We start from the raw sequence: 24,249 nt of genomic DNA, 5'->3' as shown, positions 1-24,249 counted from the left end.
TTTTTACTTAGCTTCCTGGCGATTAGCCGCGCAGCAGGCTCAGCACGCCGTTAGGCAGCGAGTTAGCCTGGGCCAGCATGGCGGTACCGGCTTGTTGCAGGATCTGGCCGCGGGTCAGGCTTGCGGTTTCTGCAGCAAAGTCGGTGTCCACGATACGGCTGCGGGATGCAGACAGGTTCTCGGTCGTTGCGCTCAGGTTCGAGATGGTCGACGAGAAACGGGACTGCAGTGCACCGAAGGAAGCGCGCTGGCTGTTCACCGATGCCAGGGCGGCGTCAGCGATCTTGATGGCCAGCTGGGCGTTATCGAAGGTGGTCACGTCCAGGGTGGCGACCGACTTCAGGGTCGAACCGCCAGCCAGGCTGAAACCGGTTGCAGCGGCTTCAGTTACCGAGAACGAGTTCTCGGAGTCCATGGTCACGCGGCCCATGACGGTCGACACAGCAGCAGCAGCGGTCATCGCGTTGGCGGCACCGTTCAGGGCGCCGGCAGCGGTGTAGTTCTGTGCGCTCAAGACAGTGTTGCCACCGGTTTTGGTGTTGGTCAGCTTGATGTCGGAGCCGGTCGAGTGCGACAGCTTCAGCTTGTTGTTGGTCTCGTCGTACTGGGCAGTAACGCCAGTCTTGGACGATTGCGCATTGAAGGCATTGATCGCCGAAGCGTAGTCGTCAGCCGAGTTGGCGCCGGTGCCGATGGTGAAGGACACGGTCACTGGGGAACCAGCGTTGTCGCCTTCGACGGTCATGGTGTAGGACTCAGCGCCCAGGGTCAGTGCCGCGTCGGTTTTGGCCGAAGCAGTGACGCCGGTGTTGGCGGTCTGGGCGTTGATGCTGGCAGCGACCGACTTGGCGGTGCTGGTAGCGGCCAAGGTGGTGATGGTTGCCGAACCGCGGGAACCGTTGATGGTAGCGGTGGTGGCAGCCGAGGTGTTGGCAGCGGTCACGGCAGCTGGCGAGCCTTCGATACGGTTGTCGCCGTAGGTGCTGGTCAGGAAGTTCGCGCCCACAGCCTGGATGGTCTGGTTCGCGTCAGCGCCGACCTGGAAGGTCGCGGTGCCCATCGAGCCGTCCAGCAGGTTTTTGCCGTTGAAGTTGGTGGTCTGGGCAACGCGGTTCAGTTCCGATGCCAGTTCGCCAACTTCGGTCTGCAGAGCTTGACGGTCCGAAGCCGAGTTGGTGGCGTTGGACGACTGCACGGCCAGTTCACGGATACGCTGCAGAATGTCGCCGGAGGAAGCCAGCGCGCCTTCAGCGGTTTGAGCCAGCGAAACGCCGTCGTTGGCGTTGCGCATTGCCTGGTTCATACCGCGAATCTGGGAATTCATACGGTCGGAAATCGCCAGGCCAGCCGCATCGTCCTTAGCGCTGTTGATACGCAGGCCGGAGGACAGACGTTGCAGGGAGGTCGACAGGCTGCTCTGGGATGCGTTCAGGTTGCGCTGCGAGTTCAGGGACGAGATGTTGGTGTTAATTACGGAAGCCATGGTATTTCTCCATTCGGTACTACTGATTGGGCAGTTTGCTCATTCACTTTGGCCCGCCACGCTGTGCTGTGACGATCAAGCCGCTGTTGTTTTGGGTAACGGTTTCCACACGGGAACCTTTAGGGGGATTGAGCAGGAAAATCGCCCTGTGCTTACCCTCAAGTTGCCGACAGAGTGCCGCTTAAACGGCGGGCTTTGCATGAACTTTAGGCCGAAAAAAAATATTTTTCACGGGCAAAGAAAATAAAAAAGCCCGCCGGATCGGGCGGGCTTGCTGGAGTGTCATTGCCTATCCGGCAACGACGACCCGGTTCTTGCCGGATTTCTTGGCCTTGTACATGGCCTCGTCGGCGCGCTTGACCAGGTCGGCCTGGCCTTCGTGCGGGCGGCGCAGGGCAACGCCGGCGGAGAAGGTGATCAGCACCTTCTCGTTTTCGTGCATGAAGAAGTGGCGCGTCAGCTCGCGCTGCAGGCGGGTCATGGTAGCCTCGGCTGCTTCGATGGTGGTCTCGGGCAGCAGGATCAGGAATTCCTCGCCGCCGAAGCGGGCGATCACGTCCATCGAGCGCAGGGTCTCCTTGACCACCTTGACCAGGTGCTTGAGCGCATTGTCGCCGGCGATGTGGCCCATGGTGTCGTTGAGCTTCTTGAAATCGTCCAGGTCGAGCACGGCGATGCAGAGCGGGGTGCCGCGGCGGTCGGCGCGCGCGGTTTCGCGCTCGAATACGTCGTCCAGGCCGCGCCGGTTGAGCGAGCCGGTCAACTGGTCTTCGCGCACCAGTTCGCTCAAGTGCTGCAGCTTCGCTTCCAGCGCGTGAATGCGCGCTTCGGCATCCTGCACTTCCTGCCGCGCCACCATCATATTGTCGCGCGCCTTGAGCGCTTCGCTCTGCACCTGGCGGGTTTCCTTCAGCACATCGTCGAGGATCTGGTTCAGCTCGCCGATATCGCGCGCCGCGCGGATCTTGTCGGAATAGCCACCGATCTTTTCGTGGAAGTCCCCGGTCGAGGTCGCCACGGCGCCGAGGCGGTCGATGAAGGTCATCATCATGTTCTTGACGGTGGCCTTGACGTCGGTGATCGAATGCTTGAGCTGGCTCTGTTTATAGATCACGTCTTTCAGGCTGCGCGTGGCTTCTTCCAGGGCGCGCTGGTCGATCGGGCCGGCGATCAGGTTTTGCACGGCATCGATCTGGCCGCGCAGCCAGGAATCGTCGTCCAGCAGTTCGCTGACGTTTTCCAGCAGCAGGCGGAACAGGCGCAGCAGCAATTCCTGCTGCTCGGCGGTGTCGCCGCTGCGGATCTCGATCTGGTAGCACAATTCTTTCAGGCGGCTGCCGATTTCGGCCAGCGCCAGCTCGGTATGCGCTTCCTTGGTGGCGGCGCCGAGCGATTCGGCTTCGGCCACCAGGTTGGGGCTGTCCGACAGCAGGGAGGCGACGGCAAAGGTCAGGGTCCGGCTCAGCAGTTCGCGCAGCAGGCGCGCCTGTTCGTTATTCTCTTCCGGCACCAGGCCGCCGGCGCCCACCTTGACCAGCGGGCGTTCGGCCAGCGCGGCCAGGGTGCGGGCATAGGTATCCCAGTCGCGCGCCTTGACGGCGCGGTTGAAACGGCGGCCGAAATCGGCCAGGTCGCCCGGCTGGTCGGTCAGGCGGGCCGCGAACTGGACCAGCATGGTTTCTGCCGGGCTCTCCTGCACGACCGGGGCCGGCGCTACCGGCACGATACCGGCGATTTCATTGTAGATGTCACGATACGCGTCAGGCGTAGGGGCAATCCGGCGCACCGCAAGGCGGCGGAATGCCTCGCGCGCGATATCAGCCGGATTCATATCCGCCGCGGCTGGGTTGGTGGGTTTGCTAGACATCTGACGTACAGCCTTTACGAAGGTTTACCGATTACCAGCATATTAAGCCACTGTCCAGTCGCACGATTCGAGGATAAACGGGAGAAAATATGCTTACTTCTTGGCATCATTTTCTAATCGATCAACTGGTTCTTGATGGCGTAATGCGTCAGCTCGGCGCTGTTCTTCAGGTTCATCTTGGCCAGCAGGCGGGAGCGGTACTCGCTGACCGTCTTGACCGAGAGCGATAGCTCCTTGGCAATGGCGCCCACGGTCTTGCCGGAGGCGATCATGGTCAGGGTCTGGTACTCGCGGTCCGACAGGGTTTCGTGCGGCGCCACCTGGTGGTCCTCGCCGACATGGTTGGCCAGTTCCTGGGCCAATGCCGGGCTTACATATTTTAACCCCGCTGCGCACTGGCGGATTGCATTTACTAACTCTTTCGGTGCACTTTGTTTGGTGAGGTAGCCGGAAGCGCCGGCCTTGAGCGAGCGGATGGCGTACTGGTCTTCGCGATGCATGGACAGCATCAGCACGGACAGTTCGGGTTTGTCCTTCTTGACCTGCTTCAGCACTTCGATGCCGTTGCGGTCAGGCAATGAGATGTCGAGTAGTAAAACATTGCAGCCGGACTTGCGGAACAGCTTGATGGCATCGAGGCCATTTTCCGCTTCGCCGGCGACGACAATGTCCTTGGTTTCAGCCAGGATCTGTTTCAAGCCTTCGCGTACGATGGCATGGTCGTCGGCAATAAAAACTTTGATGACGGCTTTTTCACTCATGACCCATTGTAACGTCTGGCGTGCTGGCCGGGAGGCGGATTTTGATCGCCACTTCGGTGCCGCCGCCGGCCGCATGGCCCAGGTTGAGCGTGCCGCCCAGGGCCCGCGCGCGTTCGGCCATGCCGCGCAGGCCGAAGGAATCGGGCTTGGCGCGGTCGGCGGCGCGGATGCCGCGGCCATTGTCGATAATCTTCAGGCTCAGCACGCCGCGGCTGCGGGTCAGCCTGACGGTGACGGCCGTGGCTTGCGCGTGCTTGGCGATATTGGTCAGCGCTTCCTGCGCGATGCGGAACAGGGCAGCGGCCTGTTCGGGGTCGAGTTCAAGTTCCTTCATGCTGGCCTGCAGGGTGCAGGCAATGCCGGCCTGGGCTTCGAATTCCTTGACCTGCCATTCCAGCGCAGGCAGCAGGCCGAAATCGAGCACGGAAGGACGCAAGTCCAGGGTCAGGCGGTGCACCGCGTCGATCGTGCGGTCGACCAGGGCGTCAACGTAGGCGGCTTTTTGCTGCAGGGTTTCATCGCCTTCGGGCAAGCGCGCGGCCAGCATGGCCAGGGCCATCTTGATGGCCGTCAGGTTGCCGCCCAGGTCGTCGTGGATTTCACGCGCGATGCGTTCGCGCTCCTGCTCCTTGACCCGTTCGATGTGGGCGGTCAGCTCGGCCAGGCGGGCGCGGCTGGCACGCACTTCGAGCTGCTCCTGCTTGCTCTCCGTGATGTTGGACATGATGCCTTCCCACTGCACGCCGCCGTCGGGCAGGGCGTGCGGGGTACTGCGCAGGTTGATCCATTTGACGTCCTTCCATGCCTCGACCCAGATGCGGCCTTCCCAGTTCCAGCTCCACAGCGATTGTGCCGATGCCTGCATCGATTCCAGGTAGGCGGGGCGGTCCTCCGGCAGCACCAGCGACAGGAAGCGTTCCGGCTCGGCCTGCAGTTCGGCGGCGTTGATGCCCAACAGGGCCAGGCAGCCATCGCTCACATAGGGAAAGGCCACGCTGCCGTCGGCGTGGCGGCGGAACTGGTATACCAGGCCGGGAGCGTTGGCGGCAATATGGTGGAGGGCGGTCGGCAAGGCAGGGCGCATAAGGTGGTTGGCAGGTCAGGGGCGAGGGGGCAAACAGGCGCCGCCTGAGTGTGTACAATCGCTTCATGTGGCTGCCATTATTGCACCAAACAATCAGAAAACGGTTATGAACAAAGCTTTTGTCAAAGAGGGCGCACAGGACGATGACGACGACCTGCCGCCAGGTGCGCCGCCCATTCCTCCCGGTTCCAAAAATTACATTACGCCGGCCGGCTACCAGCGCATCAAGGACGAGTTGCTGCAGCTGATCGATGTCGAACGGCCGGAGGTGGTGAAGGTGGTGCACTGGGCCGCGTCGAATGGCGACCGCTCTGAAAACGGCGACTACATCTACGGCAAGCGCCGCCTGCGCGAGATCGACCGCCGCATCCGTTTCCTGACCAAGCGCATGGACCTGGCCGAGGTGGTCGACCCGAGCATCCACTATGGCAACGACCAGGTATTTTTCGGCGCCACCGTCACTTACGCCAGGCGCGACGGAGAAGAGCACACGATCACGATCGTCGGCATTGATGAATTCGACCCGCTGAAGGGCAAGGTCAGCTGGATCAGTCCGGTTGCCCGCACATTAACCAAGGCCCGCGAAGGCGACACCGTCCTGCTGCATACGCCTAGCGGCGCCGAAGAACTGGACATTCTTGAAGTCAGCTATCCAGCGCCCGCTGCCTGAGCAGGCATAGTATGTTGCGCAACTTGCCAAGTTGTTATAATTATTTTTTAATTACCCTTTTGGCAAGGTGCGCGCATGGCATTTGCTCAACTGACGCAGGTCTTCTATGAACCATCGGCAGCGTTCTCGGCGCTGAAGGAGCGGCCGCGGGCCTGGCTGCCGCTGTTGCTGCTTTACGTGGCCAGTATTGGCGTGATGGTGTGGTACTTCCAGACCATCGACCGGGACTGGATGATCACACACGCACTCCCGCCGGAGCTGGATGCCGAGCAGCGTGAGGCTGCGGCCAGGACCATGACGCCTGGCGTGATGATGGGGATGGGGATCGCCGGGCTCATCTTGGGCACCCTGCTCATTTACAGCCTGCTGGGCTTTTACTTCTGGCTGGCGGGCAAGCTGGCCAGCATGGAGCTCAGCTTCAAGTCGGGCTTCGCGCTGGTCGCCTGGTCGTCGCTGCCAAGCCTGATCGGCGTGCCCCTGATGGCGCTGCAGATCGCCACCAGCAATGGGCAACTGGCGTTCGAGCAAGCCGACATGCTGTCGCTGAACTTCCTGCTGGTGCACGCCGCACCGCATACGCCGTGGTTCGGTCTGGCCAGCGCCCTCAAGGTCACCGATATCTGGGTCATCGTGCTGGCCGCCATCGGCCTGCGCACCTGGACCGGCAAGAGCACCACGACCTGTGCCATCATCGCTGCGCTGCCGTATGTGCTGATCTACGGTTGCTGGGCCGCCTGGGTCCTGTTTACGAATTGAGGCGCGCATGAAACGCAAACTGATTGCATTGGCCGTGATCGCGGCCATGATTGGCATTCCGGTCGCGATCAAGTTCGGCAGCTCGCCGGCGCAGGTCGAAGCGGAGCTGGCCAGGGTCGAAAACAGGGCGATTTACCCGGCAGTGCTGGCCTCGGGCAGCCTGGTGTTCCGCCAGGAGGTCCAGCTGTCACCGGAGGTGATCGGCAAAGTGTCGGAGGTGCTGGTGAAAGAGGGCGACAGGATCGAGAAAGGGCAGGTCGTGCTGCGCCTCGATCCGAGCACCTACAAGGCTGACGTGGCGCAGCAGGAAGCGGCGGTGCGCAACGCGGCCGTCAGCGTCGACCGTGCGCAGATCGACCTGGAGAACCAGCAGCGCAAGCTGGAGCGCTCGCGCCAGCTTGCCGCGGCCAGGTTCATCGACGTGTCGCGCCTGGACGATGCGAAGCTGGCAGTGGACCTGGCCGTGGTGGCGCTGCGCAGTGCGCGCGAAAGCCGCCAGCAGGCGATGGCAATGCTGGCGCTGGCCCAGGAGCGCCTGGCCAAGACCGAGGTGAGGGCGCCGATATCCGGCACTGCTACCAGCGTATCGATCAAGGCCGGCGAAACGGCAGTTGCCAGTGCCACCGGCATTGCCGGCTCCAGCCTGATGACGATTGCCGACGTCGGCTCGATGATCGCGGAAGTGAATGTCGACGAGGGCGATATCGCCAACGTGGTGCCGGGGCTGAAAACCCGCATCTTCCCTTCGGCCTACGCCGATCGCCCCTTGGCCGGGAGCGTGGAATCGGTCTCGCTGGCACCCAAAGCCCAGGCCCTGGGCCAGGCGGCCAGCCAGGGGCGCAGTTATGTGGTGAAGGTCAAACTGGCCGATCACCAGCTGGCGCTGCGCTCGGGCATGAGCTGCCGTGCCGAGATCGTGACCGGCGACGGCGCGCTGCGCCCGGTGGTTCCGCTGCAGGCCGTGCAACTGAGCGAGGCGGCGGAAGGCAAGGGCAAACGCAGCAACTATGTGTACGCGGTGGTCGATGGCGTGGTGAAGAAGCGTACCGTGGAGCTGGGCCTGTCGGATGACAGCAACCAGGAAGTCACCAAGGGACTGGCGCTTGGTGAAACCGTGGCGATCGGGCCGGCGCGCACGTTGCGCGACCTGCGCGAAGGCGTTGCCGTCAAGGCCAGGGCGGCGGACGCCAAACCGCTCAAGGTCGCCGATGGAAGCCGGCCGTGATCACGCTGACCGGCATTACCAAGCAATACCGGATGGGCGACCAGACCGTGCATGCACTGCAGGGTGTCGACCTGCATATCGAGCGCAACGAGCTGGTGGCCTTCATCGGCGCCTCCGGCTCCGGCAAGTCGACCATGATGAATATTGTCGGCTGTCTGGACCGGCCCAGCGGCGGCACATACTTCCTGAACGGGAAAGATGTCGCGGCCATGGCCAGCGACGACCTGGCCCAGGTCCGCAACGAGGAGATCGGCTTCATCTTCCAGAGCTTTCACCTGCTGCCGCGCCATACCGCGCTGGACAATGTGGCGCAGCCGCTGATCTATCGCGGCATTCCCCCATCCGAGCGCAAGCGCATGGCGCGCGAGGCGCTGCAGCATGTCGGGCTGGGCGAGCGCATGCATCACCGGCCGAACGAGCTGTCCGGCGGTCAGCGGCAGCGCGTGGCCATTGCACGGGCGCTGGTGGGCAAGCCGTCCATCCTGCTGGCCGATGAACCGACCGGCAACCTCGATTCGGCCACCACGCGCGAGATCATGGCGCTGATCAAGGACGTGCACCGGAACGGGCAGACGGTCGTGATGGTGACGCACGAACCGGACATCGCGGAACAATGCCAGCGCATCGTGCGGCTGCAGGACGGCCGCGTGCTGTCGGACCAGCGCCTGGCGGGAGGATAAGCCGATGTACATCTTTATCGAAGCGCTGCGTTCGGCCATGGCGGCGATCCGCGCCCACCGCATGCGCAGCTTCCTGACGTCGCTGGGCATTATCATCGGCGTGGCGTCGGTGATTACCGTGATTTCGCTGATCCAGGGGCTGTCGCAATCGATCACGCGCCAGTTCGAAGGCCTGGGCGGCAATGCGCTGACGGTGCATGCCAAGAACGACTTCAAGGATGTCATGCGGGGCAAGATCAACTACCTGCAGTTTGAAGACGTCGAGCAGTTGCGCGGGCACGTGGAGGGCATCCGCGAACTGAGCCCGGCCTTCATGTTCCCGGGCGGGGAAATCCGCTATGGTAACCGGACTGCCTCCAGCCGCCAGCAGCTGGCGGTGACGGCAGCCTTCATGGAGGTGAACGGCAGCTACCCGCGCCTGGGACGCTTCATCAGCGAATCGGATAATGCCGGCGGCCGGCGGGTCTGCGTGATCGGCGAGAAGCTGATCGAGATGCTGCACCTGCCGGAAAATCCGCTGGGCGAGTTCATCCAGTTTTCCGGCGAATGGTTCAAGATCGTCGGCGTGCTGGAGAAGAAGGGCGAGATCCTGGGCATGTCGCAGGACGACCAGGTGCTGGTGCCCTTCCGCACCGGCCAGAGCATCATCGGCAATACCAGCAAGCCGAGCATGTCGATCACGGTGTCGATTAGCGACATCGGCCGCGCAGAAGAGATCAAGGCACGCATTGCCACGGTGATGCGGCAGGCGCACCGCCTGCGCGCGGACCAGAAGGACGACTTCGAGATCGAGTCATCCGACCAGTTCCTCAAGAGCTTCGAGACGGTGACCACGACGGTCACGCTGGTGATGGGCGGCGTGGTGGGCATTGCGCTGCTGGTGGGCGGGATCGGAATCATGAACATCATGCTGGTATCGGTCAGCGAGCGCACGCGCGAGATCGGCATCTGCAAGGCGATCGGCGCCCGCAGCCGCGACATCCTGATGCAGTTCCTGATCGAAGCGGTGACCCTGTCGATGCTGGGCGGCGCGCTTGGCGTGTTGCTGGGATATGGCCTGGGTCACGCGATTGCCAGTGTGATCCCCGATTTTCCCGGCGCCTACGTGCCGTGGTGGGCAGTGGCCTTGTCGGTGCTGTTCTCCGCCGGCGTAGGCGTGATCTTCGGCGTGCTGCCCGCCGCCAAAGCCGCCAAGCTCGACCCGATCGAAGCCTTGCGCTACGAATAGCGCCCTTGAGTCAGCACAAGCCGCGCGAAAACAGCACCGCTATCCTTTGAACGGGAGGTGTCTGACCCTGTGGGTCAGACACCGGTTGACCGGTTTCAAAGGAGAATGGAAATGCCCCGTCCACTACGTAATTACCCAGCAGGCACCTGCCTCCATCTAGTCCAGCGTGGCAACAGCGGCCAGTCATGCTTCCATGACGATAACGAACGGCAAGGATTTCTATCCCTGCTTAAAGAACACGGCCTGAAATCCCGCTGTGATATCCATGCGTATGTGCTGATGACCAGCCATTTCCATTTACTGGTCACCGTGAGAGAAAGAAATTCGCAGGCAAATTTGATGAAGTCGCTTGCCCAGCGAACTGCGCTTTGGCGGCATATGCGACATGGCGGAACAGGCGCCATGTGGGATGGGCGATATCACTCATCACAAATTGATAGCGAAGCTTATCTGCTTGTATGTCAGCGCTATATCGAACTTAATCCCGTTCGCGCGGGAATGGTTGAATTTGCGGGCGGTTACAGGTGGTCGAGCTATCGGGCAAATGCCGAGGGGGGCAGGGATGACTTGCTTTGTCCGCATCCGGTCTATCTTGGACTAGGTCGGGACACGCTGGAACGTCAGCGTGCGTATCGAGCGTTGTTTGATATGCCGTTGGCTGAGAAAGATCTGGAGAGAATCAGGTTCGCAATTAGAGGCGATGCCGCTTTGCGGAAACCGGTAAACCAGTAAACCGGTGTCAGACCCGCAGGGTCTGACACCCCGCTATGCGCGCTCGCGGGTGACGCGGTTGACGCCGGCGACTTTCCTGACGTTGCGGATCAGCGCCGCCAGGTGTACGCGGTCTTTCACCTGGATCGTGAAGCGCAGCTGGTGCAGCACGTGTTCCCTGTCTTCGTCCATGCCGACGAAGGTGATGTTGCCGTCGCTTTCGCCGATTTCCGCGGCGACGCGCGCCAGGATGCCCTTTTCGTTATTGATGATCAGGCGGATGCGGCTGTCGAATCGGCGGTTGATCTCGGTGCCCCATTTGACCGCAATCCAGCGCTCCGGTTCCTTCTGCTTCGAACGCTTGGCCACGGAGCAGTCGCCGGTATGCACCTGCAAGCCCTGGTCGCGGCGCAACTGGCCGACGATATGGTCGCCAGGGATCGGCAGGCAGCACGGCGCCAGCTGTACCGATACGCCTTCGCTGCCGTAAATCGTGACCGGGTCGAGTTCCTTCGGGCTGGTGTGCTCGATCGGCGCGCTGGCCGATTCGCCGCCCAGCAGGCCGAAGATGTGGCGCGCCACCAGCGCGGCCATGCGCTTGCCGATGCCGATGTCGGCATACAGTTCTTCCATCGACTTGGCCGAGGATTCGTTCAGCAGGCGTTCCATCAGCGGTGGCGCCAGTTCGCCCGGGACGCTGATCGCGTCCAGCGCCTGCGCCAGCAACTGCTGGCCGAGGCGGATCGATTCCGGCAGGTTGATCGTGCGCAAGTGGTGGCGGATCGCGGAGCGCGCCTTGCCGGTGCGCACGAAGGACAGCCAGGTCGGGCTTGGACGCGAATTCGGGTCGGTGACGATTTCCACGATATCGCCGTTGCGCAGTTCCGTGCGCAGTTGCGCCGCGTCGCCGTTGATGTTGACCGATACCGTGTGGTCGCCGATCCCTGTATGGATGGCATAGGCGAAATCGATCGGCGTGGCGCCGCGCGGCAGGGCGATGATCTTGGACTTTGGTGTGAACACGTAGACCGAATCGGGGAACAGGTCGACCTTGACGTGTTCCAGGAATTCGGCCGAGTCGCCGGTCTGTTGCTGGATGTCGAGCAGCGATTGCAGCCAGGCGTGGGTGCGCTGCTGCATGTCCGACATATTGGCGTCGTTGCTCTTGTACAGCCAGTGTGCTGCCACGCCCGATTCGGCGGTGCGGTGCATTTCCTGGGTGCGGATCTGGAATTCCACCGGCGTGCCGTAAGGGCCGATCAGGGTGGTATGCAGCGATTGGTAGCCGTTCAGCTTACGGATCGCGATGTAGTCCTTGAACTTGCCCGGCATCGGCTTGTACAGCGAATGCAGGGTGCCCAGCGCCACATAGCAGTTGGGGAAGCTGTCGACCACCACGCGGAAGCCGTACACGTCCAGCACCTGCGAGAACGAGAGGTGCTTGGAGCGCATCTTCTTGTAGATGCCGTACAGGGTTTTCTCGCGGCCGTAGACCTCGGCCTCGATGCCGGCCATGGCCAGCGTGTTCTTTACCGCGTCGAGGATCTTCGACACCACCTCGCGCCGGTTGCCGCGCGCCGCTTTCACGGCTTTCGACAGCACGTGGTAGCGCACCGGGTACAGGTGGGAGAAGGACAGGTCCTGCAACTCGCGGTAGATGTTGTTCAGGCCAAGACGGTGCGCGATGGGCACGTAGACTTCCATCGTCTCGGCCGCGATGCGGCGCTTTTTGGCCGGGATCATCACTTCCAGCGTGCGCATATTGTGCAGGCGGTCGGCCAGCTTGATCAGGATCACGCGCACGTCCGAGGCCATGGCCAGCAGCATCTTGCGGAAGTTTTCCGCCTGCGCTTCGATCTGGCTCTGGAACTCGATTTTTTCCAGCTTGGACAAGCCGTCGACCAGATGGGCCACCTGGGCGCCAAAGCGTTCGATCAACTCATCCTTCTTGACGTCCTGGTCTTCCATCACGTCGTGCAGCAGCGCGGCCATGATGGCTTGCGCGTCCAGTTTCCACTCGGTGCAGATCTCGGCCACGGCGATCGGGTGCGAAATATACGGCTCGCCCGACTTGCGTACCTGGCCCAGGTGCATCTCGTCCGAGAAACGATAGGCTTCCTTGACCTTTTTCAGGTCGGCTTCGCCCATGTACTCGGCAAGCTTTTCGGTCAGGTGGGTGATGGTCGCGACGCCGGTCGCCACGGTGGGCGCAGCTAGTGCAGAAGTGGAAACTGATGGTGCAGAAACGTCAACGCCCGGCTGTTGCTTAGCCGGGCGCCGTGCCCGCCGTGCGGGCTGTTCGCTGATGTTGGGATCGGCGGAAGTCAGGTTCATATCGGGAACAAAAAGGTTCCCAGCTTACATAGGGACCTTTTTCAGCATTTCCAGGCCTACCTTGCCGGCGGCGATTTCACGCAGGGCGACCACGGTTGGCTTGTCCTTGGCTTCGACCTTGGGGGTGTGGCCTTGCAGCAGCTGGCGTGCGCGGTAGGTGGCTGCCAGGGTCAGCTGGAAGCGGTTAGGGACATTCTTCAGGCAATCTTCAATAGTGATACGGGCCATGCTTAACTCCTGGGTAAATTCGATACTTGGTGCGTCGGTGATTATTCTGCGTGGTCGGCGTGGATGCCCAGTTCGGACATCAACCTGGCATTGCGGGCGGCTTGTTGCGCAAACCGGCAACGGGCCGATCGGACGATCGCGCTTAGCTCCGACAAGGCGACCGGGAACTCTTCGTTGATAATAACATACTCAAACTCGGGCGCGTGGGCGATTTCGCCGCCCGCTGCCAGCAGGCGGCGGTTGATCACGTGGACCTCGTCCTGGCCGCGTTTGTGCAGGCGTTCTTCCAGCGCCGCGAACGATGGCGGCAGGATGAAAATGCCGGCCGCTTGCGGGAATTGCTTCTTCACCTGGCGCGCACCCTGCCAGTCGATCTCCAGCAGGATGTCGGTGCCAGCCTTCATTTGCTCTTCCACGAAGATGCGCGAGGTGCCGTAGTAATTGCCGTGCACTTCGGCCCACTCCAGGAATTCGCCTTCCGAGGCGCGCTTGCGGAAGTCCTCCGCCGTGGTGAAGAAGTACTCGCGGCCGTGCTGTTCGCCCGGCCGCGGCGGGCGCGTGGTGGTCGAGATGGACAGCTTGATGGCCGGTTCCTGCGCCAGCAGGGCATTGACCAGCGTCGATTTACCGGCACCGGATGGTGCAGCAACCATGAACAGGCTGCCGGAAAAATGTTGGCTCATTTGCAATTCTCGAAAGCTAGGCTGTCGCCCAAAGAAGTATTTTACCAAGGAGCAAGCAGAGTTGAAACGGGGTGTGCAGGCAGTTCTTGACACTGGACCGACCGGTCTATAGAGTAAACCGCATGAGCTCCCAACAACTGAGCACCCGCGAACGCCTGATCAACGCCATGATCACCACACTGCAGCACCGCGGCCTGCATGGCGCCGGCCTGAGCGAGATCCTTGCCGCCGCCAAGGCGCCGAAAGGCGTGATGTACCACCATTTCCCCGGCGGCAAAGACCAGCTGGCAGTCGCCGCCATCGAAGCCACGTTCAGCTTCCTGCTGCATAAGCTGGACAGCTATATGCAGCGCGAGCCCGATGTGGTCGCCGCGCTACAAGCCTGGATCCTGCGCGCCCTGCGCGGCCTCGATGACAGCGAATTCGAACTGGGCTGCCCGCTGGCGGCAGTGGCACTCGAATCGACAGCCGGCGACGTGGAAATCCGCAACGCCCTGAAAACCGGCTTTGCCGCACTGCGCGGCCGCATGGCCGACGCCCTGGCGCAGGCCGGCCATGAACGCCTGCGCGCCGAGGGCATTGCCGCCCTGATTCTTGCCGCCTACGAAGGCGGCCTGCTGCAAGCCCGCGTGGCGGGCGACACCGCGCCCATGGTGCAGACCATGGACGCCCTGATGCCAATGCTGAAAGTGGAGAAAAAAACATGAGCCATATGCCTGCCGCCGCCTTGCTGCTGGCTGAAAAACTGGAATTGCGCGCGCTGGACGGCTACCCGCTGTCGGCCATGTGCTATCGCGCCCGCGGTCCGGAGAAAGCGCGCCTGCTGCTGGCCGGCGCCACCGGCGTGCCGCAAGGGTTCTACCGCCGCTTCGCCGAATTCGCGGCGGCGCAGGGCTATACCGTGCTGACCTTCGATTACCGCGGCGTGGGCGGCTCGGCGCCGAAAACCCTGCGCGGCTTCGAGGCCAGCTTCCTCGACTGGGCGCGGCTGGACCTGAATGCAGTCATCGAATATTTTGCGCCATCGGACAGCACGCCGCTGTACATGGTGGGCCACTCCTACGGCGGCCATGCCCTGGGCCTGGTGCCGAACCACGAGAAGCTCGCCGGCGTTTACCTGTTCGGCGTTGGCGCCGGCTGGCATGGCTGGATGCCGCGCCTCGAGCGCATGCGCGTGCTGGCCATGTGGCATGTGGTCGGACCAATCGTCACGCGCTGGAAGGGGCGCCTGGCCTGGAGCAAGCTTGGCATGGGCGAGGATCTGCCGATGGGGGTCTATCGCCAGTGGAAGCATTGGTGCAAATTCCCGCGCTATTTCCTGGATGACCCGCAGGTGCCGGAAATCGCCGAGGGCTTCGCCACCGTGCGCACGCCGATTCTGGCCCTGAACGCGACCGACGACCTGTGGGCGCCACCGCGCTCGCGCGATGCGCTGATGTCCGGCTACCGCAATGCGCCGTGGCATGGCATTGACATTGACCCGGCCGCGCAGGGCCTCGGCCAACTGGGGCATATGGGCTATTTCCGCGCCCATGCCGAGCCGCTGTGGCAGGCCGCGCTGGACTGGTTTGCCGGAATCGACGGCAGCGGCCGGGGACGCACTGGCAGTTAGATGAGAATCATTTGCATCTGATCTTGATTGTTTGCTAGCATCGGGGCCTCATCCCATTACTGGAGAACGCCCCATGAAGCTGCTGCAAACCGTCGCCCTGCTAGCGGCCACCCTGGCCGCCGGCGCCGCCCAAGCGCAAGTGCTGAACCTGTACTCGGCGCGCCACTACCAGACCGACCAGGCGCTGTACGACAACTTCACCAAGCAGACCGGCATCAAGATCAACCGCATCGAAGCCGGCGAGAACGAACTGCTGGAGCGCATCAGGAACGAAGGCGCCAACAGCCCGGCAGACGTGCTGCTGACGGTCGATGCGGCGCGCCTGGCCAAGGCCGATGAATTGCAGCTGTTCGCGCCCGTGCAATCGGCCGCGTTGAACGCGCGCGTGCCGGCCCACTTGCGCACGGCCGACTGGTATGCCTTTTCCACCCGCGCCCGCGTCATCGTGCACAACAAGAGCGTCAACGCGGCCGATGTGCAGAACTACGAAGACCTGGCCAACCCGCGCCTGAAGGGCAAGGTCTGCGTGCGTTCCGGCGCCCACCCCTACAACCTGTCGCTGGGCGCGGCCATGTATGAGCGTGGCGGTGAGCAAAAGGTATTCGACTGGGCCAAGGGCCTGGTAGCCAATTTCGCGCGCGCGCCCAAGGGCGGCGACACCGACCAGATCAAGGCGGTGGCGGCCGGCGAATGCGGGGTGGCGCTGGCCAATTCCTATTATGTGGCGCGCCTGATGCGTTCCGACAAACCGGAAGACAAGAAGCTGATGGAGTCGGTCAGTGTGGTCTGGCCGAACCAGAAAGGCGAGGGCACCCATGTGAACATTTCCGGGGCGGGCGTGCTGAAAACGGCGCCGAACAAGGACGCTGCCGTCAAGTTCCTGGAGTACCTGGCATCGGATTCGGCCCAGGTCTACTTCGCCGACGGCAACAATGAGTGGCCGGTGGTGGCCGGCGTGAAGACCGCCAACCCGGCGCTGGCGAAGCTGGGCAGCTTCAAGCAGGACAGCATCAACGTCGGCAAGCTGGCCAAGCACCAGGCCGCGGTGCAAAAGATCTACGACCGCGCCGGCTGGCAGTAGGCACTGCCTTCGCGAATCTGCCGCGACAGCAGCACCAGCGGCAGCACGCCCACGGCCACGATGGCCAGGGCTGCGGTGGACGCTTCCGCCAGGCGTTCGTCGGCCGCCAGCGTATAAGCCTGGGTGGCCAGCGTGTCGAAGTTAAACGGCCGCATGACCAGGGTGGCCGGCAGTTCCTTCATCACATCGACGAACACCAGCAGCGCGGCCGTCAACAGGCTGCCGCGCAGCAGCGGCAGGTGCACGCGCCGCAACACGCCAAGCTGCGTCTGGCCCAGCGAACGCGCCGCCTCGTCCATGTTCAGCGTGACCTTGCCCAGGCTGGCCTGCACCGTGCGCAAAGACACCGTCTGGAAGCGCACCAGGTAGGCGTACACCAGAGCGGCGATACCGCCCGTCAGCAGCAAGCCCGGATTGTTCCCGGTCAGGGCCGTCACCGTTTGCGCCAGACGGTTGTCCAGCCACGCCAGCGGCACCAGCACGCCCACCGCGATCACCGAACCGGGTACCGCATAGCCCATGCCCACGGTGCCATTGGCCAGCCGCAGCAAGGGATGATCCGACAGGCGGTCGGCATAGGCCAGCAGCACCGCCAGCAGCACGGCGCAACCGGCCGTCAGCGCCGCCAGCACGAAGCTGTTGCGCGCCAGCTCCATGAAGCGCGGGCCGAACTGCGCATCGCCGCCGCCCAAGGCCATTTGCAGCAGCACCCCGCCCGGTAACAGGAAACCAAGCAGCAGCGGCAGCAGGCAGGCCATGCCGGACGCCCATGCCTGCACGCCATGCAGGCGCTGGGCCGGCGGCGCAGCGCGTCGGCCAGTATTGTGGAAGCGCGCCCGGCCGCGCGCCAGGTATTCCAGCCACAGCACCAGGGCCACAAAGCCGAGCAAGGTCGCCGACAGCTGCGAGGCCGCCACGCGGTCGCCCAGCGAGAACCAGGCGCGGTAAATCCCGGTAGTGAAGGTGTGCACGCCGAAATAGGAAACCGCCCCGTAGTCGGCCAGCGTCTCCATCAGCGCCAGGGCGGCGCCGGTGGCGATGGCCGGCCGCGCCAGCGGCAGCGACACGCGCAGGAAGTTGGCCCACGGTCCCAGGCCCAGCGAGCGGCCCGCCTCCAGTACGCCGGCCGCGCGTTCCAGGAAGGCGGCGCGCGCCAGCAGGTAGACATAGGGGTAAAGCACGAAGACAAACATCAGCACCGCGCCGCCCACGGTGCGCACATCGGGAAACCAGTAGTCGCCAGCCTGCCAGCCAGTGGCTGCGCGCAACCAGCTTTGCACGGGGCCGACGAACTGCAGCAGGTCGGTATAGGTATAGGCCATGACATAGGCCGGCATCGCCAAGGGCAGCACCAGGGCCCACTCGAACAGGCGCCGCCCGGGGAAATCATGCATGGTGACCAGCCAGGCGGCGCCGGTGCCGACCAGCACCGTGCCCAGCGCCACGCCGGCGCACAGCTTCAGCGTGTTGCCGATGTAGCCGGCCAGCACGGTGCCGGCCAGGTGCGACCAGGTTTCTCCGCCTTCGCCCGACAGCAGGTTTGCAACCACGCTGGCGATCGGCAATGAGACCAGCACGGCCACGGCCAGGGCCCACCACAGGATGGCCGGTTGCGCTTTCAGCGAATGCCGGGTCGGGCGGGAGAGAAGGTTGGTCAAAGCGGCTCCGTGGCGAAAATGGGAATTATAATTCCGTACTATGCCCATCCTCGACCTGCAGCAAATCTCCTTCGCCTTCGGCAGCCACCTTGTGGTGGACCGGCTGTCGCTGCAACTGCCGGCGGGCAGCATCGCCTGCCTGCTCGGGCCATCGGGATGCGGCAAGACCACGGTGCTGCGCTGCATCGCCGGTTTTGAACCGGTGGCGGCGGGCGGCATCGCGCTCGATGGCGAATTCGTGGCCCGGCCCGGCCTGCACCTGCCGCCCGAGCGGCGCCGCGTCGGCATGGTATTCCAGGACTATGCGCTGTTTCCCCATTTGACGGTGGCCGAGAATATCGGCTTCGGCCTGGAGCGCAGCGAACGGCCGGCACGTGTGGCCGCGCTGCTCGCGACCGTGGGCCTGGCGGGGCAGGGCGGGCGCTATCCGCACGAACTGTCGGGTGGTCAGCAGCAGCGTGTGGCCCTGGCCCGCGCGCTGGCGCCGCGCCCGCGCCTGTTGCTGCTGGACGAACCGTTCTCCAACCTTGACGTCGATCTGCGGGAAAGGCTGGCGCAGGAAGTGCGCGCCATCCTGCGCGCTGAAGGCGTGAGCGCGATCCTGGTCACGCACGACCAGCACGAAGCCTTTGCCTTTGCCGACCAGGTCGGCGTGATGGACGAGGGCCGCATCCAGCAATGGGACACACCCTACAACCTGTACCACCGTCCCGCCAACCGTTTTGTCGCCGACTTTGTCGGACAAGGTGTATTCCTGCCGGGAGAAGTGCAGGGCGACGGCCGCATCCGGATCGAGCTGGGCAGCCTGCCGGCGCGCGGCGCTGCGGGTGCGCCGGGGCGGAAGGTCAATGTGCTGCTGCGGCCGGACGACGTGCTGCATGACGATGCCAGCCCGCTGCAGGCCGAAGTGGTCGCCAAGGCGTTCCGCGGCGCGGAGTTCCTGTACACGCTGCGCCTGGCCAGCGGCGTGCAGGTGCTGTCGCTGGTGCCCAGCCACCACAACCACGCCCTGGGCGAACGCATCGGCATCGTGCTGGGGGCGGAGCATGTCGTAGCGTTCGAAAGCGGCGGGCCGCAGCGTTAGGCCAGGTTTCGTATCAGTTGCTGCGCAGCGGCGGGCGCACGCTCCTTGGCGCCGTTGATGAAGTAGATAAAGACCTCGCGCTTCCCGCCATCGCTCCATTGCTGCGCCTGTGCCGCCCATTTCTTCAGTGCAGGCTTGGTATAGCCGGTGGTGACTTCGCTTTGCGCATGCATCAGGCGGGCGTAGACGAAATCGCCCGTTACCTCCGTAAAGTTGGGATATTTCGGCGAATCGGTGAGCACGGTCGCGATCTTGTATTGGCGCGCCAGCTTCAGGTATTCGGGACACAAGAAGCTTTCGTGGCGCGCATCCAGCACATGCTGCAGCTTGCGCTTGCCCAGCTTCTTCGGCAGCAGCTTGAAGAAGGCCTCCAGGTCGTCCGGATCGAAGCGCTTGGTCGCCGCCAACTGCCACAGGAGCGGACCAAGCTTGTCGCCCAGCTCCGTCAGGCCGCTGCCGATAAAGCGCTCGATCGATTCGCCTGCCTCGCCCAACACCTTGCGGTTGGTCGCGTAGCGTGACGCCTTCACGGAGAACACGAAGTTGTCCGGCGTGCGTTCGGCCCAGCCGGCGAAGTGTTCCGGCTTGGCGTTGCGGTAGAAGGTGCCGTTGATTTCGATGCTGGTCAGCACGCTGCTGGCATATTCCAGCGCGCGCTTGAGCGGGACGTCGGGAGGATAGAACGTATCGCGCCAGGGAGCATAGTCCCAGCCGCCGATGCCAACGCGGATGTTCATGGCTTTGGTTTCCGTAGTAGAGTTGCAAGCACACATCGAGGAGGATGCCAGAAATGCGAATGTCCCGCCTGTTCGTTTCGCTGCTTGCCGCTGGGCTGATGGGCGCTGCGGCCGCGCAATCGCTATCGCCCGACGAAGAACGCATCGTCAGCCTGGTCAAGGCCAATTCCGGCCAGGCGCTCGCGCTGCTGGAAAAAACGGTCAACATCAACAGCGGCACCATGAATCACAAGGGTGTGCGCGAAGTGGGCAAGGTATTCCGCGCCGAATTCGACCAGCTGGGATTCAAGACGCAATGGATCGACATGCCGAAGGAGATGCAGCGCGCCGGCCACCTGGTTGCCACGCGCGAAGGCAGGCAGGGCAAGCGCGTACTGATGATCGGACACCTCGACACCGTGTTCGAGGCCGATGCGCCGATGCAGCGATGGAGCCGCCAGGGCGAGCGCGCAAGCGGACAGGGCGTCAACGACATGAAAGGCGGCAACGTCATCATCATCGAAGCCTTGCGCGCACTGCATGCGGCGGGTGCGCTGGACAACACCACCATCAGCGTGATCTTCACCGGCGACGAAGAAAATGCCGGCGACCCGAAAGACATCTCGCGGCGCGACATGGTCAACCTGGCCAGGCGCAGCGATGTCGCGCTGGCATTCGAGGCCACCGTGCTTGACGAAAACGGCCGGGCCACCGGCACCATCGGCCGCCGCTCCTCGACTTCATGGCAGCTGGAAGTGAAGGGAAAGCAGGGCCACTCCTCCGGCATCTTCAATGCCAGCGCAGGCTATGGCGCAGTGTACGAAACGGCACGCATCCTGGACGCCTTCCGCCAGCAATTGCAGGAGCCGAACCTAAGCTTCAACCCCGGCCTGGTGCTGGGCGGCACGGAGGTCACATACGACGCTCCGGCAGCGAAAGGTACGGCCTTCGGCAAGACGAACGTGATTGCCAACAGCGCGGTGGTCAAAGGCGACCTGCGCTTCCTGACGCCGGAGCAGGGCGAGCAGGCCCGTATCCGCATGCGCGCAATCGTTGCGCAAAGCCTGCCAGGCGCCAGCGCCCAGATCCGCTTCCAGGATGGCTACCCGCCGATGGCGCCGACCGAAGGCAACCTGAAAATACTGGGAATGTATTCAAAAGCCAGCGCCGACGCCGGCCTGGGCCCGGTTGCCGCCCTGCCGCCCGGCTTGCGCGGCGCGGGCGACGTGCAATTTGTCGCGCCGTATGTTGACAGCCTGGACGGCCTCGGCGCCATCGGCAAAGGCGCTCACGCGCCGGGAGAAGAGCTTGACGTGCGCTCGATCGAGCAGGGAGCGATCCGGACAGCGGTCCTGCTGTATCGTCTTACAAGATAAAAGTCGGGGTCAGCTCCGGCAATCGGACAAAAGGCGCACGAATGTGCGCCTTTTGTCCGATTGCCGGAGCTGACCCCGACTTTCTTTATTCTAGGTTCTGGACCTGTTCGCGCATCTGCTCGATCAGCAGCTTCAGTTCCATCGAGGCGTCGGCCAGTTCCTTGACCGAGGCTTTGGCGCCGAGGGTGTTGGCTTCGCGGTTGAGCTCCTGCATCATGAAGTCCAGGCGCTTGCCGACCTGGCCGCCTTTTTTCAGGATGTGGCGGGTTTCGCCCAGGTGGGCCGACAGGCGGCCCAGCTCTTCGGCTACGTCGATGCGGATGCCGTACAGGATGACTTCCTGGCGGATGCGCTCCATCGCGTCCTGGCGCGACATCGCGGTATTCGATCCCTGGCAGGCCAGACCGAGCGCTTCCTGCATGCGTTCCACGGCTTTTTGTTGGAATTGTGCAACTACCTGAGGAATTAGTGGGGTGATTCTTTTGACGATGGCTTCCATCGCTTCAATGCGCGAAACCAGCATCGATTCCAGGGCCGCGCCTTCGCGCTGGCGGCTCTGGACAAAGGCTTCCAGGGTCTTGTTCATCAGGGCCGAAACGTCGGCCTGGAGCCATTCCTGGCCGATTTGTGCTTCTTCGACAACACCGGGCCAGCGAAGTAGTTCGGCAACACTCATCTGCGCGGCGCCGCTAAAATGCTGGCTGACCTCGCCTTGCAGGCGGGCCAGTTCGTTGAGCAGGGCTACATTCAGGGCCTGGGTGCCGGCGGCGACGGCCTTGCGGCCAAAACTCAGCCGTAGCTCCACTTTGCCGCGGGTGATGGCGCCCATGATGGCGGATCGCAAATCGGGTTCGAGGGCGCGCAGATCGTCGTTGATACGGAATTGAAGGTCAAGAAAGCGCGAATTGACGCTTTTGATCTCAATTGTCAGCGTGCCCGCCGCGCTTTCGCTGGTGGCTACGGCGTAGCCAGTCATGCTGGAAATGCTCAAAGGATATCCCCGATTTTGTCTTTGTCTTTACAATATATTGCTTTGTCCCACACAATCCGGTTTAGTTGAAGCGAGGAAACTTATGGCAGCTCAGAACAACGCTCCATTACCGGATGGTCTGGAAATTGCTGGATACCGCATTGTAAAGAAAATTGCGTCAGGCGGGTTCAGTATTGTGTATTTGGCCTACGACGCAGAAGGTAATGCAGTAGCAATTAAAGAATATTTACCAAGCAGCCTTGCATTGCGTCAAGAGGGCGAGATGGTACCTGTGGTCACAAAATCGAACCTGCCGGTGTTCCGGATCGGGCTCAAGTGCTTTTTCGAAGAGGGTCGTGCACTTGCAAAAATTTCACATCCCAATGTTGTAAGGGTGTTGAATTTCTTCCGTGCTAACGAAACTGTTTATATGGTAATGGCCTACGAGTCCGGCCATTCGCTGCAGGATCACATCCAGCGGCAACGCAGCAAGGGTCGCAATTGCAGCGAGGCCTTCGTGCGCCAGATCTTCACGCAAGTCCTGAAAGGCTTGCGCGAGGTGCACACCAATAAGCTGCTGCACCTGGACCTGAAACCGGCCAATATCTACCTGCGCACGGACGGCACGCCGATGCTGCTGGACTTCGGCGCTGCGCGCCAGACGGTGAATACGGACAGCCCGAAGCTGATGCCGATGTACACCCCCGGCTTTGCGCCGCCCGAGCTGTACTCCAAGACCGAGGCGCTGGGGCCGTGGACTGACGTCTATTCGATCGGTGCGTCGATTTTCGCCTGCATGCTGGGCCAGCCGCCGCAGCCGGCCGACCAGCGCCGTAAGGAAGACAAGATGGAGCCGCATTTCCAGAAGCTGGAAATCCTCTATTCGCCGGAGCTGGTGAAGCTGGTACGATGGACTTTGGAGATCGATCCCCTGGCCCGTCCGCAAAGCCTGTTTGAGCTGCAGAAGATGCTGGCGCAGGCGCCTGCGCCAAAAGAACCGCCGCCTCCACCGGGGGCTTTGGAAAAGCTGGGCAAGCTGGCAGGCAAGCTCGGATTCGGCCGTAAAAAAGACTCGGCCCCGCGCCAACAATAAGGAGCCCATGCCATGCAATTCGCCGTCTACCAGGAAACGCATATCGGGGGCCGCAAGGTTAACCAGGACCGGATGGGCTACAGCTTCACGCGCGATGCGCTGTTGCTGGTGCTCGCCGATGGCATGGGCGGCCATGCGCGCGGCGAAATTGCCGCCTCCATCGCTACCCGCACCATTTCCCAGATGTTCCAGCAACAGGCAACGCCGTACGTGAAGGGGGCGGAGCGCTTCCTCGAAGAGGCGTTGGCTGCTGCGCACCGGGACATCCATTCGTACACGATGACCCACAATATGCCGGAGTCGCCGCGCACCACCATCGTGGCTTGCCTGGTGCAGCACAATACCGCCGTGTGGGCGCATTGCGGCGATTCGCGACTTTACTGGGTGCGCAACGGCCAGGTGCATGGCCGCACGCGCGACCACTCGCACGTCGAGAACATGATCGAGAAGGGCCTGATCCCGGCGTCGGCGCGCAATACCCACCCGGACCGCAACAAGCTGTATGCCTGCCTTGGCGCCAGCAGCGCACCGCGCATCGAGGTTTCCGGCCGCGCCAACCTGCTGCCCGGCGACACGCTAATGCTGTGCTCCGACGGCCTGTGGTCGGTGGTCAGCGACGAAGAGCTGGTGCAGATGCTGACTACCCAGACCGTCGTGCGGGCAGTGCCCGACATGCTGGCCACCGCGCTGCGCCGCGCCGGCGACACCAGTGACAACGTGACGGCGCTGGCCATCATGTGGCAGGGCGCCCTGGTGTCCGACGGCACGCCGACCACGCACGCCGGTTCCACCGTGATTTCGACCGAGCAGTTGCCCGACGATGTGGTCAGTACGACCATCCATGGGGCCAAGACCGAAGTCGACGTGTTCGACGACGACGAAATTGAAAAGGCGATCGCGGAAATCCGCGGCGCCATCGAGAAATCCACCCAGTTACTGAAATAGGAAT

General features: G+C 62.9%; 23 protein-coding genes. 13 read left to right on the top strand and 10 right to left on the bottom strand.

Features of this window, described 5'->3' with window-relative positions; genetic code table 11:
* Positions 1–22 precede the first annotated feature (22 nt).
* The 4 genes from ACWBU6_RS23485 to ACWBU6_RS23470 all read right to left on the bottom strand — a co-directional run bounded on the left by ACWBU6_RS23485 (position 23) and on the right by ACWBU6_RS23470 (position 5,195).
* Positions 23–1,483: a flagellin N-terminal helical domain-containing protein gene (locus ACWBU6_RS23485; protein ID WP_452645754.1), complete on the bottom strand. Its 1,461-nt coding sequence runs from the start codon at positions 1,481–1,483 to the stop codon at positions 23–25.
* A gap of 289 nt (positions 1,484–1,772) precedes the next feature.
* The gene (locus tag ACWBU6_RS23480; RefSeq protein WP_452645753.1) at positions 1,773–3,350 is read right to left on the bottom strand and encodes a GGDEF domain-containing protein; all 1,578 of its coding nucleotides are present in this window, start codon (positions 3,348–3,350) and stop codon (positions 1,773–1,775) included.
* Positions 3,351–3,463: 113 nt separating this feature from the next.
* Positions 3,464–4,111, bottom strand: a complete 648-nt coding sequence (locus ACWBU6_RS23475; RefSeq protein WP_452645752.1) for a response regulator — start codon at positions 4,109–4,111, stop codon at positions 3,464–3,466.
* Entirely contained in the window at positions 4,104–5,195 is a 1,092-nt protein-coding gene (locus ACWBU6_RS23470; protein WP_452645751.1) for a histidine kinase, read from the bottom strand. The genes ACWBU6_RS23475 and ACWBU6_RS23470 overlap by 8 nt, the downstream gene beginning before the upstream one ends.
* 106 nt (positions 5,196–5,301) lie before the next feature.
* Here ACWBU6_RS23470 and greB point away from each other — a divergent pair, with 106 nt between their 5' ends.
* The 6 genes from greB (at position 5,302) to ACWBU6_RS23440 (ending at position 10,486) form a co-directional block, all read left to right on the top strand.
* On the top strand, positions 5,302–5,865 hold the full coding sequence (gene greB / locus ACWBU6_RS23465) for a transcription elongation factor GreB (RefSeq protein WP_452645750.1): 564 nt from the start codon (positions 5,302–5,304) through the stop codon (positions 5,863–5,865).
* 75 nt (positions 5,866–5,940) lie between these two features.
* Positions 5,941–6,621, top strand: a complete 681-nt coding sequence (locus tag ACWBU6_RS23460) for a YIP1 family protein (RefSeq protein WP_452645749.1) — start codon at positions 5,941–5,943, stop codon at positions 6,619–6,621.
* Between the two features lie 7 nt (positions 6,622–6,628).
* Positions 6,629–7,846 carry an efflux RND transporter periplasmic adaptor subunit gene (locus ACWBU6_RS23455; protein ID WP_452645748.1) on the top strand — a complete coding sequence of 406 codons (1,218 nt, stop codon included), beginning with the start codon at positions 6,629–6,631 and terminating at the stop codon, positions 7,844–7,846.
* Positions 7,843–8,526, top strand: a complete 684-nt coding sequence (locus ACWBU6_RS23450; RefSeq protein WP_452645747.1) for an ABC transporter ATP-binding protein — start codon at positions 7,843–7,845, stop codon at positions 8,524–8,526. Before ACWBU6_RS23455 ends, ACWBU6_RS23450 begins: the two co-directional genes overlap by 4 nt.
* Positions 8,527–8,530: 4 nt before the next feature.
* On the top strand, positions 8,531–9,754 hold the full coding sequence (locus tag ACWBU6_RS23445; RefSeq protein ID WP_452645746.1) for an ABC transporter permease: 1,224 nt from the start codon (positions 8,531–8,533) through the stop codon (positions 9,752–9,754).
* Positions 9,755–9,865: 111 nt separating this feature from the next.
* Positions 9,866–10,486: a transposase gene (locus ACWBU6_RS23440; protein WP_452645745.1), complete on the top strand. Its 621-nt coding sequence runs from the start codon at positions 9,866–9,868 to the stop codon at positions 10,484–10,486.
* A gap of 33 nt (positions 10,487–10,519) precedes the next feature.
* Here ACWBU6_RS23440 and ACWBU6_RS23435 read toward each other — a convergent pair whose 3' ends face one another.
* Genes ACWBU6_RS23435 through gmk form a run of 3 tightly spaced genes read right to left on the bottom strand, consistent with a single transcriptional unit; the run spans position 10,520 to position 13,710 of the window.
* Complete coding sequence (locus ACWBU6_RS23435; RefSeq protein ID WP_452645744.1) at positions 10,520–12,799, bottom strand: RelA/SpoT family protein; 2,280 nt, start codon at positions 12,797–12,799, stop codon at positions 10,520–10,522.
* A 24-nt stretch (positions 12,800–12,823) separates the two neighbouring features.
* Positions 12,824–13,027: a DNA-directed RNA polymerase subunit omega gene (rpoZ, locus tag ACWBU6_RS23430; protein WP_005665923.1), complete on the bottom strand. Its 204-nt coding sequence runs from the start codon at positions 13,025–13,027 to the stop codon at positions 12,824–12,826.
* A 41-nt stretch (positions 13,028–13,068) separates the two neighbouring features.
* On the bottom strand, positions 13,069–13,710 hold the full coding sequence (gene gmk / locus ACWBU6_RS23425) for a guanylate kinase (RefSeq protein ID WP_452645743.1): 642 nt from the start codon (positions 13,708–13,710) through the stop codon (positions 13,069–13,071).
* A gap of 122 nt (positions 13,711–13,832) precedes the next feature.
* Between gmk and ACWBU6_RS23420 the strand changes: the two genes are divergently transcribed.
* The 3 genes from ACWBU6_RS23420 to ACWBU6_RS23410 all read left to right on the top strand — a co-directional run bounded on the left by ACWBU6_RS23420 (position 13,833) and on the right by ACWBU6_RS23410 (position 16,403).
* Positions 13,833–14,417, top strand: coding sequence for a TetR/AcrR family transcriptional regulator (locus ACWBU6_RS23420; RefSeq protein WP_452645742.1), 585 nt, complete (start codon positions 13,833–13,835; stop codon positions 14,415–14,417).
* A complete protein-coding gene (locus ACWBU6_RS23415; RefSeq protein ID WP_452645741.1) occupies positions 14,414–15,322 on the top strand; it encodes an alpha/beta hydrolase family protein in 909 nt (302 codons plus the stop codon). Before ACWBU6_RS23420 ends, ACWBU6_RS23415 begins: the two co-directional genes overlap by 4 nt.
* Before the next feature lie 73 nt (positions 15,323–15,395).
* Positions 15,396–16,403 carry an extracellular solute-binding protein gene (locus ACWBU6_RS23410; RefSeq protein WP_452645740.1) on the top strand — a complete coding sequence of 336 codons (1,008 nt, stop codon included), beginning with the start codon at positions 15,396–15,398 and terminating at the stop codon, positions 16,401–16,403.
* On the opposite strand, the gene ACWBU6_RS23405 is transcribed toward ACWBU6_RS23410, so the two are convergent.
* Positions 16,379–18,025 carry an ABC transporter permease gene (locus ACWBU6_RS23405; protein ID WP_452649611.1) on the bottom strand — a complete coding sequence of 549 codons (1,647 nt, stop codon included), beginning with the start codon at positions 18,023–18,025 and terminating at the stop codon, positions 16,379–16,381. The two genes, ACWBU6_RS23410 and ACWBU6_RS23405, sit on opposite strands and share 25 nt — an antisense overlap.
* 76 nt (positions 18,026–18,101) lie before the next feature.
* On the opposite strand from ACWBU6_RS23405, the gene ACWBU6_RS23400 reads away from it, so the two are divergent.
* Positions 18,102–19,145, top strand: a complete 1,044-nt coding sequence (locus tag ACWBU6_RS23400) for an ABC transporter ATP-binding protein (protein WP_452645739.1) — start codon at positions 18,102–18,104, stop codon at positions 19,143–19,145.
* Here the strand turns inward: ACWBU6_RS23400 and ACWBU6_RS23395 are convergent.
* Entirely contained in the window at positions 19,142–19,882 is a 741-nt protein-coding gene (locus ACWBU6_RS23395) for a DUF72 domain-containing protein (protein WP_452645738.1), read from the bottom strand. The two genes, ACWBU6_RS23400 and ACWBU6_RS23395, sit on opposite strands and share 4 nt — an antisense overlap.
* Before the next feature lie 53 nt (positions 19,883–19,935).
* Here ACWBU6_RS23395 and ACWBU6_RS23390 point away from each other — a divergent pair, with 53 nt between their 5' ends.
* Entirely contained in the window at positions 19,936–21,237 is a 1,302-nt protein-coding gene (locus ACWBU6_RS23390) for a M20/M25/M40 family metallo-hydrolase (RefSeq protein ID WP_452645737.1), read from the top strand.
* Between the two features lie 85 nt (positions 21,238–21,322).
* Here ACWBU6_RS23390 and ACWBU6_RS23385 read toward each other — a convergent pair whose 3' ends face one another.
* A complete protein-coding gene (locus ACWBU6_RS23385) occupies positions 21,323–22,213 on the bottom strand; it encodes a YicC/YloC family endoribonuclease (RefSeq protein ID WP_452645736.1) in 891 nt (296 codons plus the stop codon).
* Between the two features lie 97 nt (positions 22,214–22,310).
* Between ACWBU6_RS23385 and ACWBU6_RS23380 the strand changes: the two genes are divergently transcribed.
* Together ACWBU6_RS23380 and ACWBU6_RS23375 are read left to right on the top strand one after the other, a co-directional pair.
* The gene (locus ACWBU6_RS23380) at positions 22,311–23,300 is read left to right on the top strand and encodes a serine/threonine protein kinase (RefSeq protein WP_452645735.1); all 990 of its coding nucleotides are present in this window, start codon (positions 22,311–22,313) and stop codon (positions 23,298–23,300) included.
* A gap of 12 nt (positions 23,301–23,312) precedes the next feature.
* Positions 23,313–24,245 (top strand): PP2C family protein-serine/threonine phosphatase, encoded by a 933-nt coding sequence (locus ACWBU6_RS23375; RefSeq protein ID WP_452645734.1) that lies wholly within the window; start codon positions 23,313–23,315, stop codon positions 24,243–24,245.
* The last annotated feature ends 4 nt before the right edge of the window (positions 24,246–24,249 follow it).

It is taken from the genome of Pseudoduganella sp. HUAS MS19 (assembly GCF_053615455.1).
This window is presented reverse-complemented; position numbering and strand designations above follow the sequence as displayed.

Bases quoted from the DNA above. Each gene is read 5' to 3' on its own strand.
- ACWBU6_RS23410 (WP_452645740.1), top strand. From the start codon at position 15,396: ATGAAGCTGCTGCAAACCGTCGCCCTGCTAGCGGCCACCCTGGCCGCC.
- ACWBU6_RS23470 (WP_452645751.1), bottom strand. From the start codon at position 5,195: ATGCGCCCTGCCTTGCCGACCGCCCTCCACCATATTGCCGCCAACGCT.
- ACWBU6_RS23390 (WP_452645737.1), top strand. From the start codon at position 19,936: ATGCGAATGTCCCGCCTGTTCGTTTCGCTGCTTGCCGCTGGGCTGATG.
- ACWBU6_RS23440 (WP_452645745.1), top strand. From the start codon at position 9,866: ATGCCCCGTCCACTACGTAATTACCCAGCAGGCACCTGCCTCCATCTA.
- ACWBU6_RS23485 (WP_452645754.1), bottom strand. From the start codon at position 1,483: ATGGCTTCCGTAATTAACACCAACATCTCGTCCCTGAACTCGCAGCGC.
- ACWBU6_RS23400 (WP_452645739.1), top strand. From the start codon at position 18,102: ATGCCCATCCTCGACCTGCAGCAAATCTCCTTCGCCTTCGGCAGCCAC.
- ACWBU6_RS23380 (WP_452645735.1), top strand. From the start codon at position 22,311: ATGGCAGCTCAGAACAACGCTCCATTACCGGATGGTCTGGAAATTGCT.
- ACWBU6_RS23420 (WP_452645742.1), top strand. From the start codon at position 13,833: ATGAGCTCCCAACAACTGAGCACCCGCGAACGCCTGATCAACGCCATG.
- ACWBU6_RS23480 (WP_452645753.1), bottom strand. From the start codon at position 3,350: ATGTCTAGCAAACCCACCAACCCAGCCGCGGCGGATATGAATCCGGCT.
- ACWBU6_RS23395 (WP_452645738.1), bottom strand. From the start codon at position 19,882: ATGAACATCCGCGTTGGCATCGGCGGCTGGGACTATGCTCCCTGGCGC.
- ACWBU6_RS23375 (WP_452645734.1), top strand. From the start codon at position 23,313: ATGCAATTCGCCGTCTACCAGGAAACGCATATCGGGGGCCGCAAGGTT.
- gmk (WP_452645743.1), bottom strand. From the start codon at position 13,710: ATGAGCCAACATTTTTCCGGCAGCCTGTTCATGGTTGCTGCACCATCC.
- ACWBU6_RS23455 (WP_452645748.1), top strand. From the start codon at position 6,629: ATGAAACGCAAACTGATTGCATTGGCCGTGATCGCGGCCATGATTGGC.
- ACWBU6_RS23415 (WP_452645741.1), top strand. From the start codon at position 14,414: ATGAGCCATATGCCTGCCGCCGCCTTGCTGCTGGCTGAAAAACTGGAA.
- ACWBU6_RS23475 (WP_452645752.1), bottom strand. From the start codon at position 4,111: ATGAGTGAAAAAGCCGTCATCAAAGTTTTTATTGCCGACGACCATGCC.
- ACWBU6_RS23385 (WP_452645736.1), bottom strand. From the start codon at position 22,213: ATGACTGGCTACGCCGTAGCCACCAGCGAAAGCGCGGCGGGCACGCTG.
- ACWBU6_RS23445 (WP_452645746.1), top strand. From the start codon at position 8,531: ATGTACATCTTTATCGAAGCGCTGCGTTCGGCCATGGCGGCGATCCGC.
- greB (WP_452645750.1), top strand. From the start codon at position 5,302: ATGAACAAAGCTTTTGTCAAAGAGGGCGCACAGGACGATGACGACGAC.
- ACWBU6_RS23435 (WP_452645744.1), bottom strand. From the start codon at position 12,799: ATGAACCTGACTTCCGCCGATCCCAACATCAGCGAACAGCCCGCACGG.
- ACWBU6_RS23460 (WP_452645749.1), top strand. From the start codon at position 5,941: ATGGCATTTGCTCAACTGACGCAGGTCTTCTATGAACCATCGGCAGCG.
- rpoZ (WP_005665923.1), bottom strand. From the start codon at position 13,027: ATGGCCCGTATCACTATTGAAGATTGCCTGAAGAATGTCCCTAACCGC.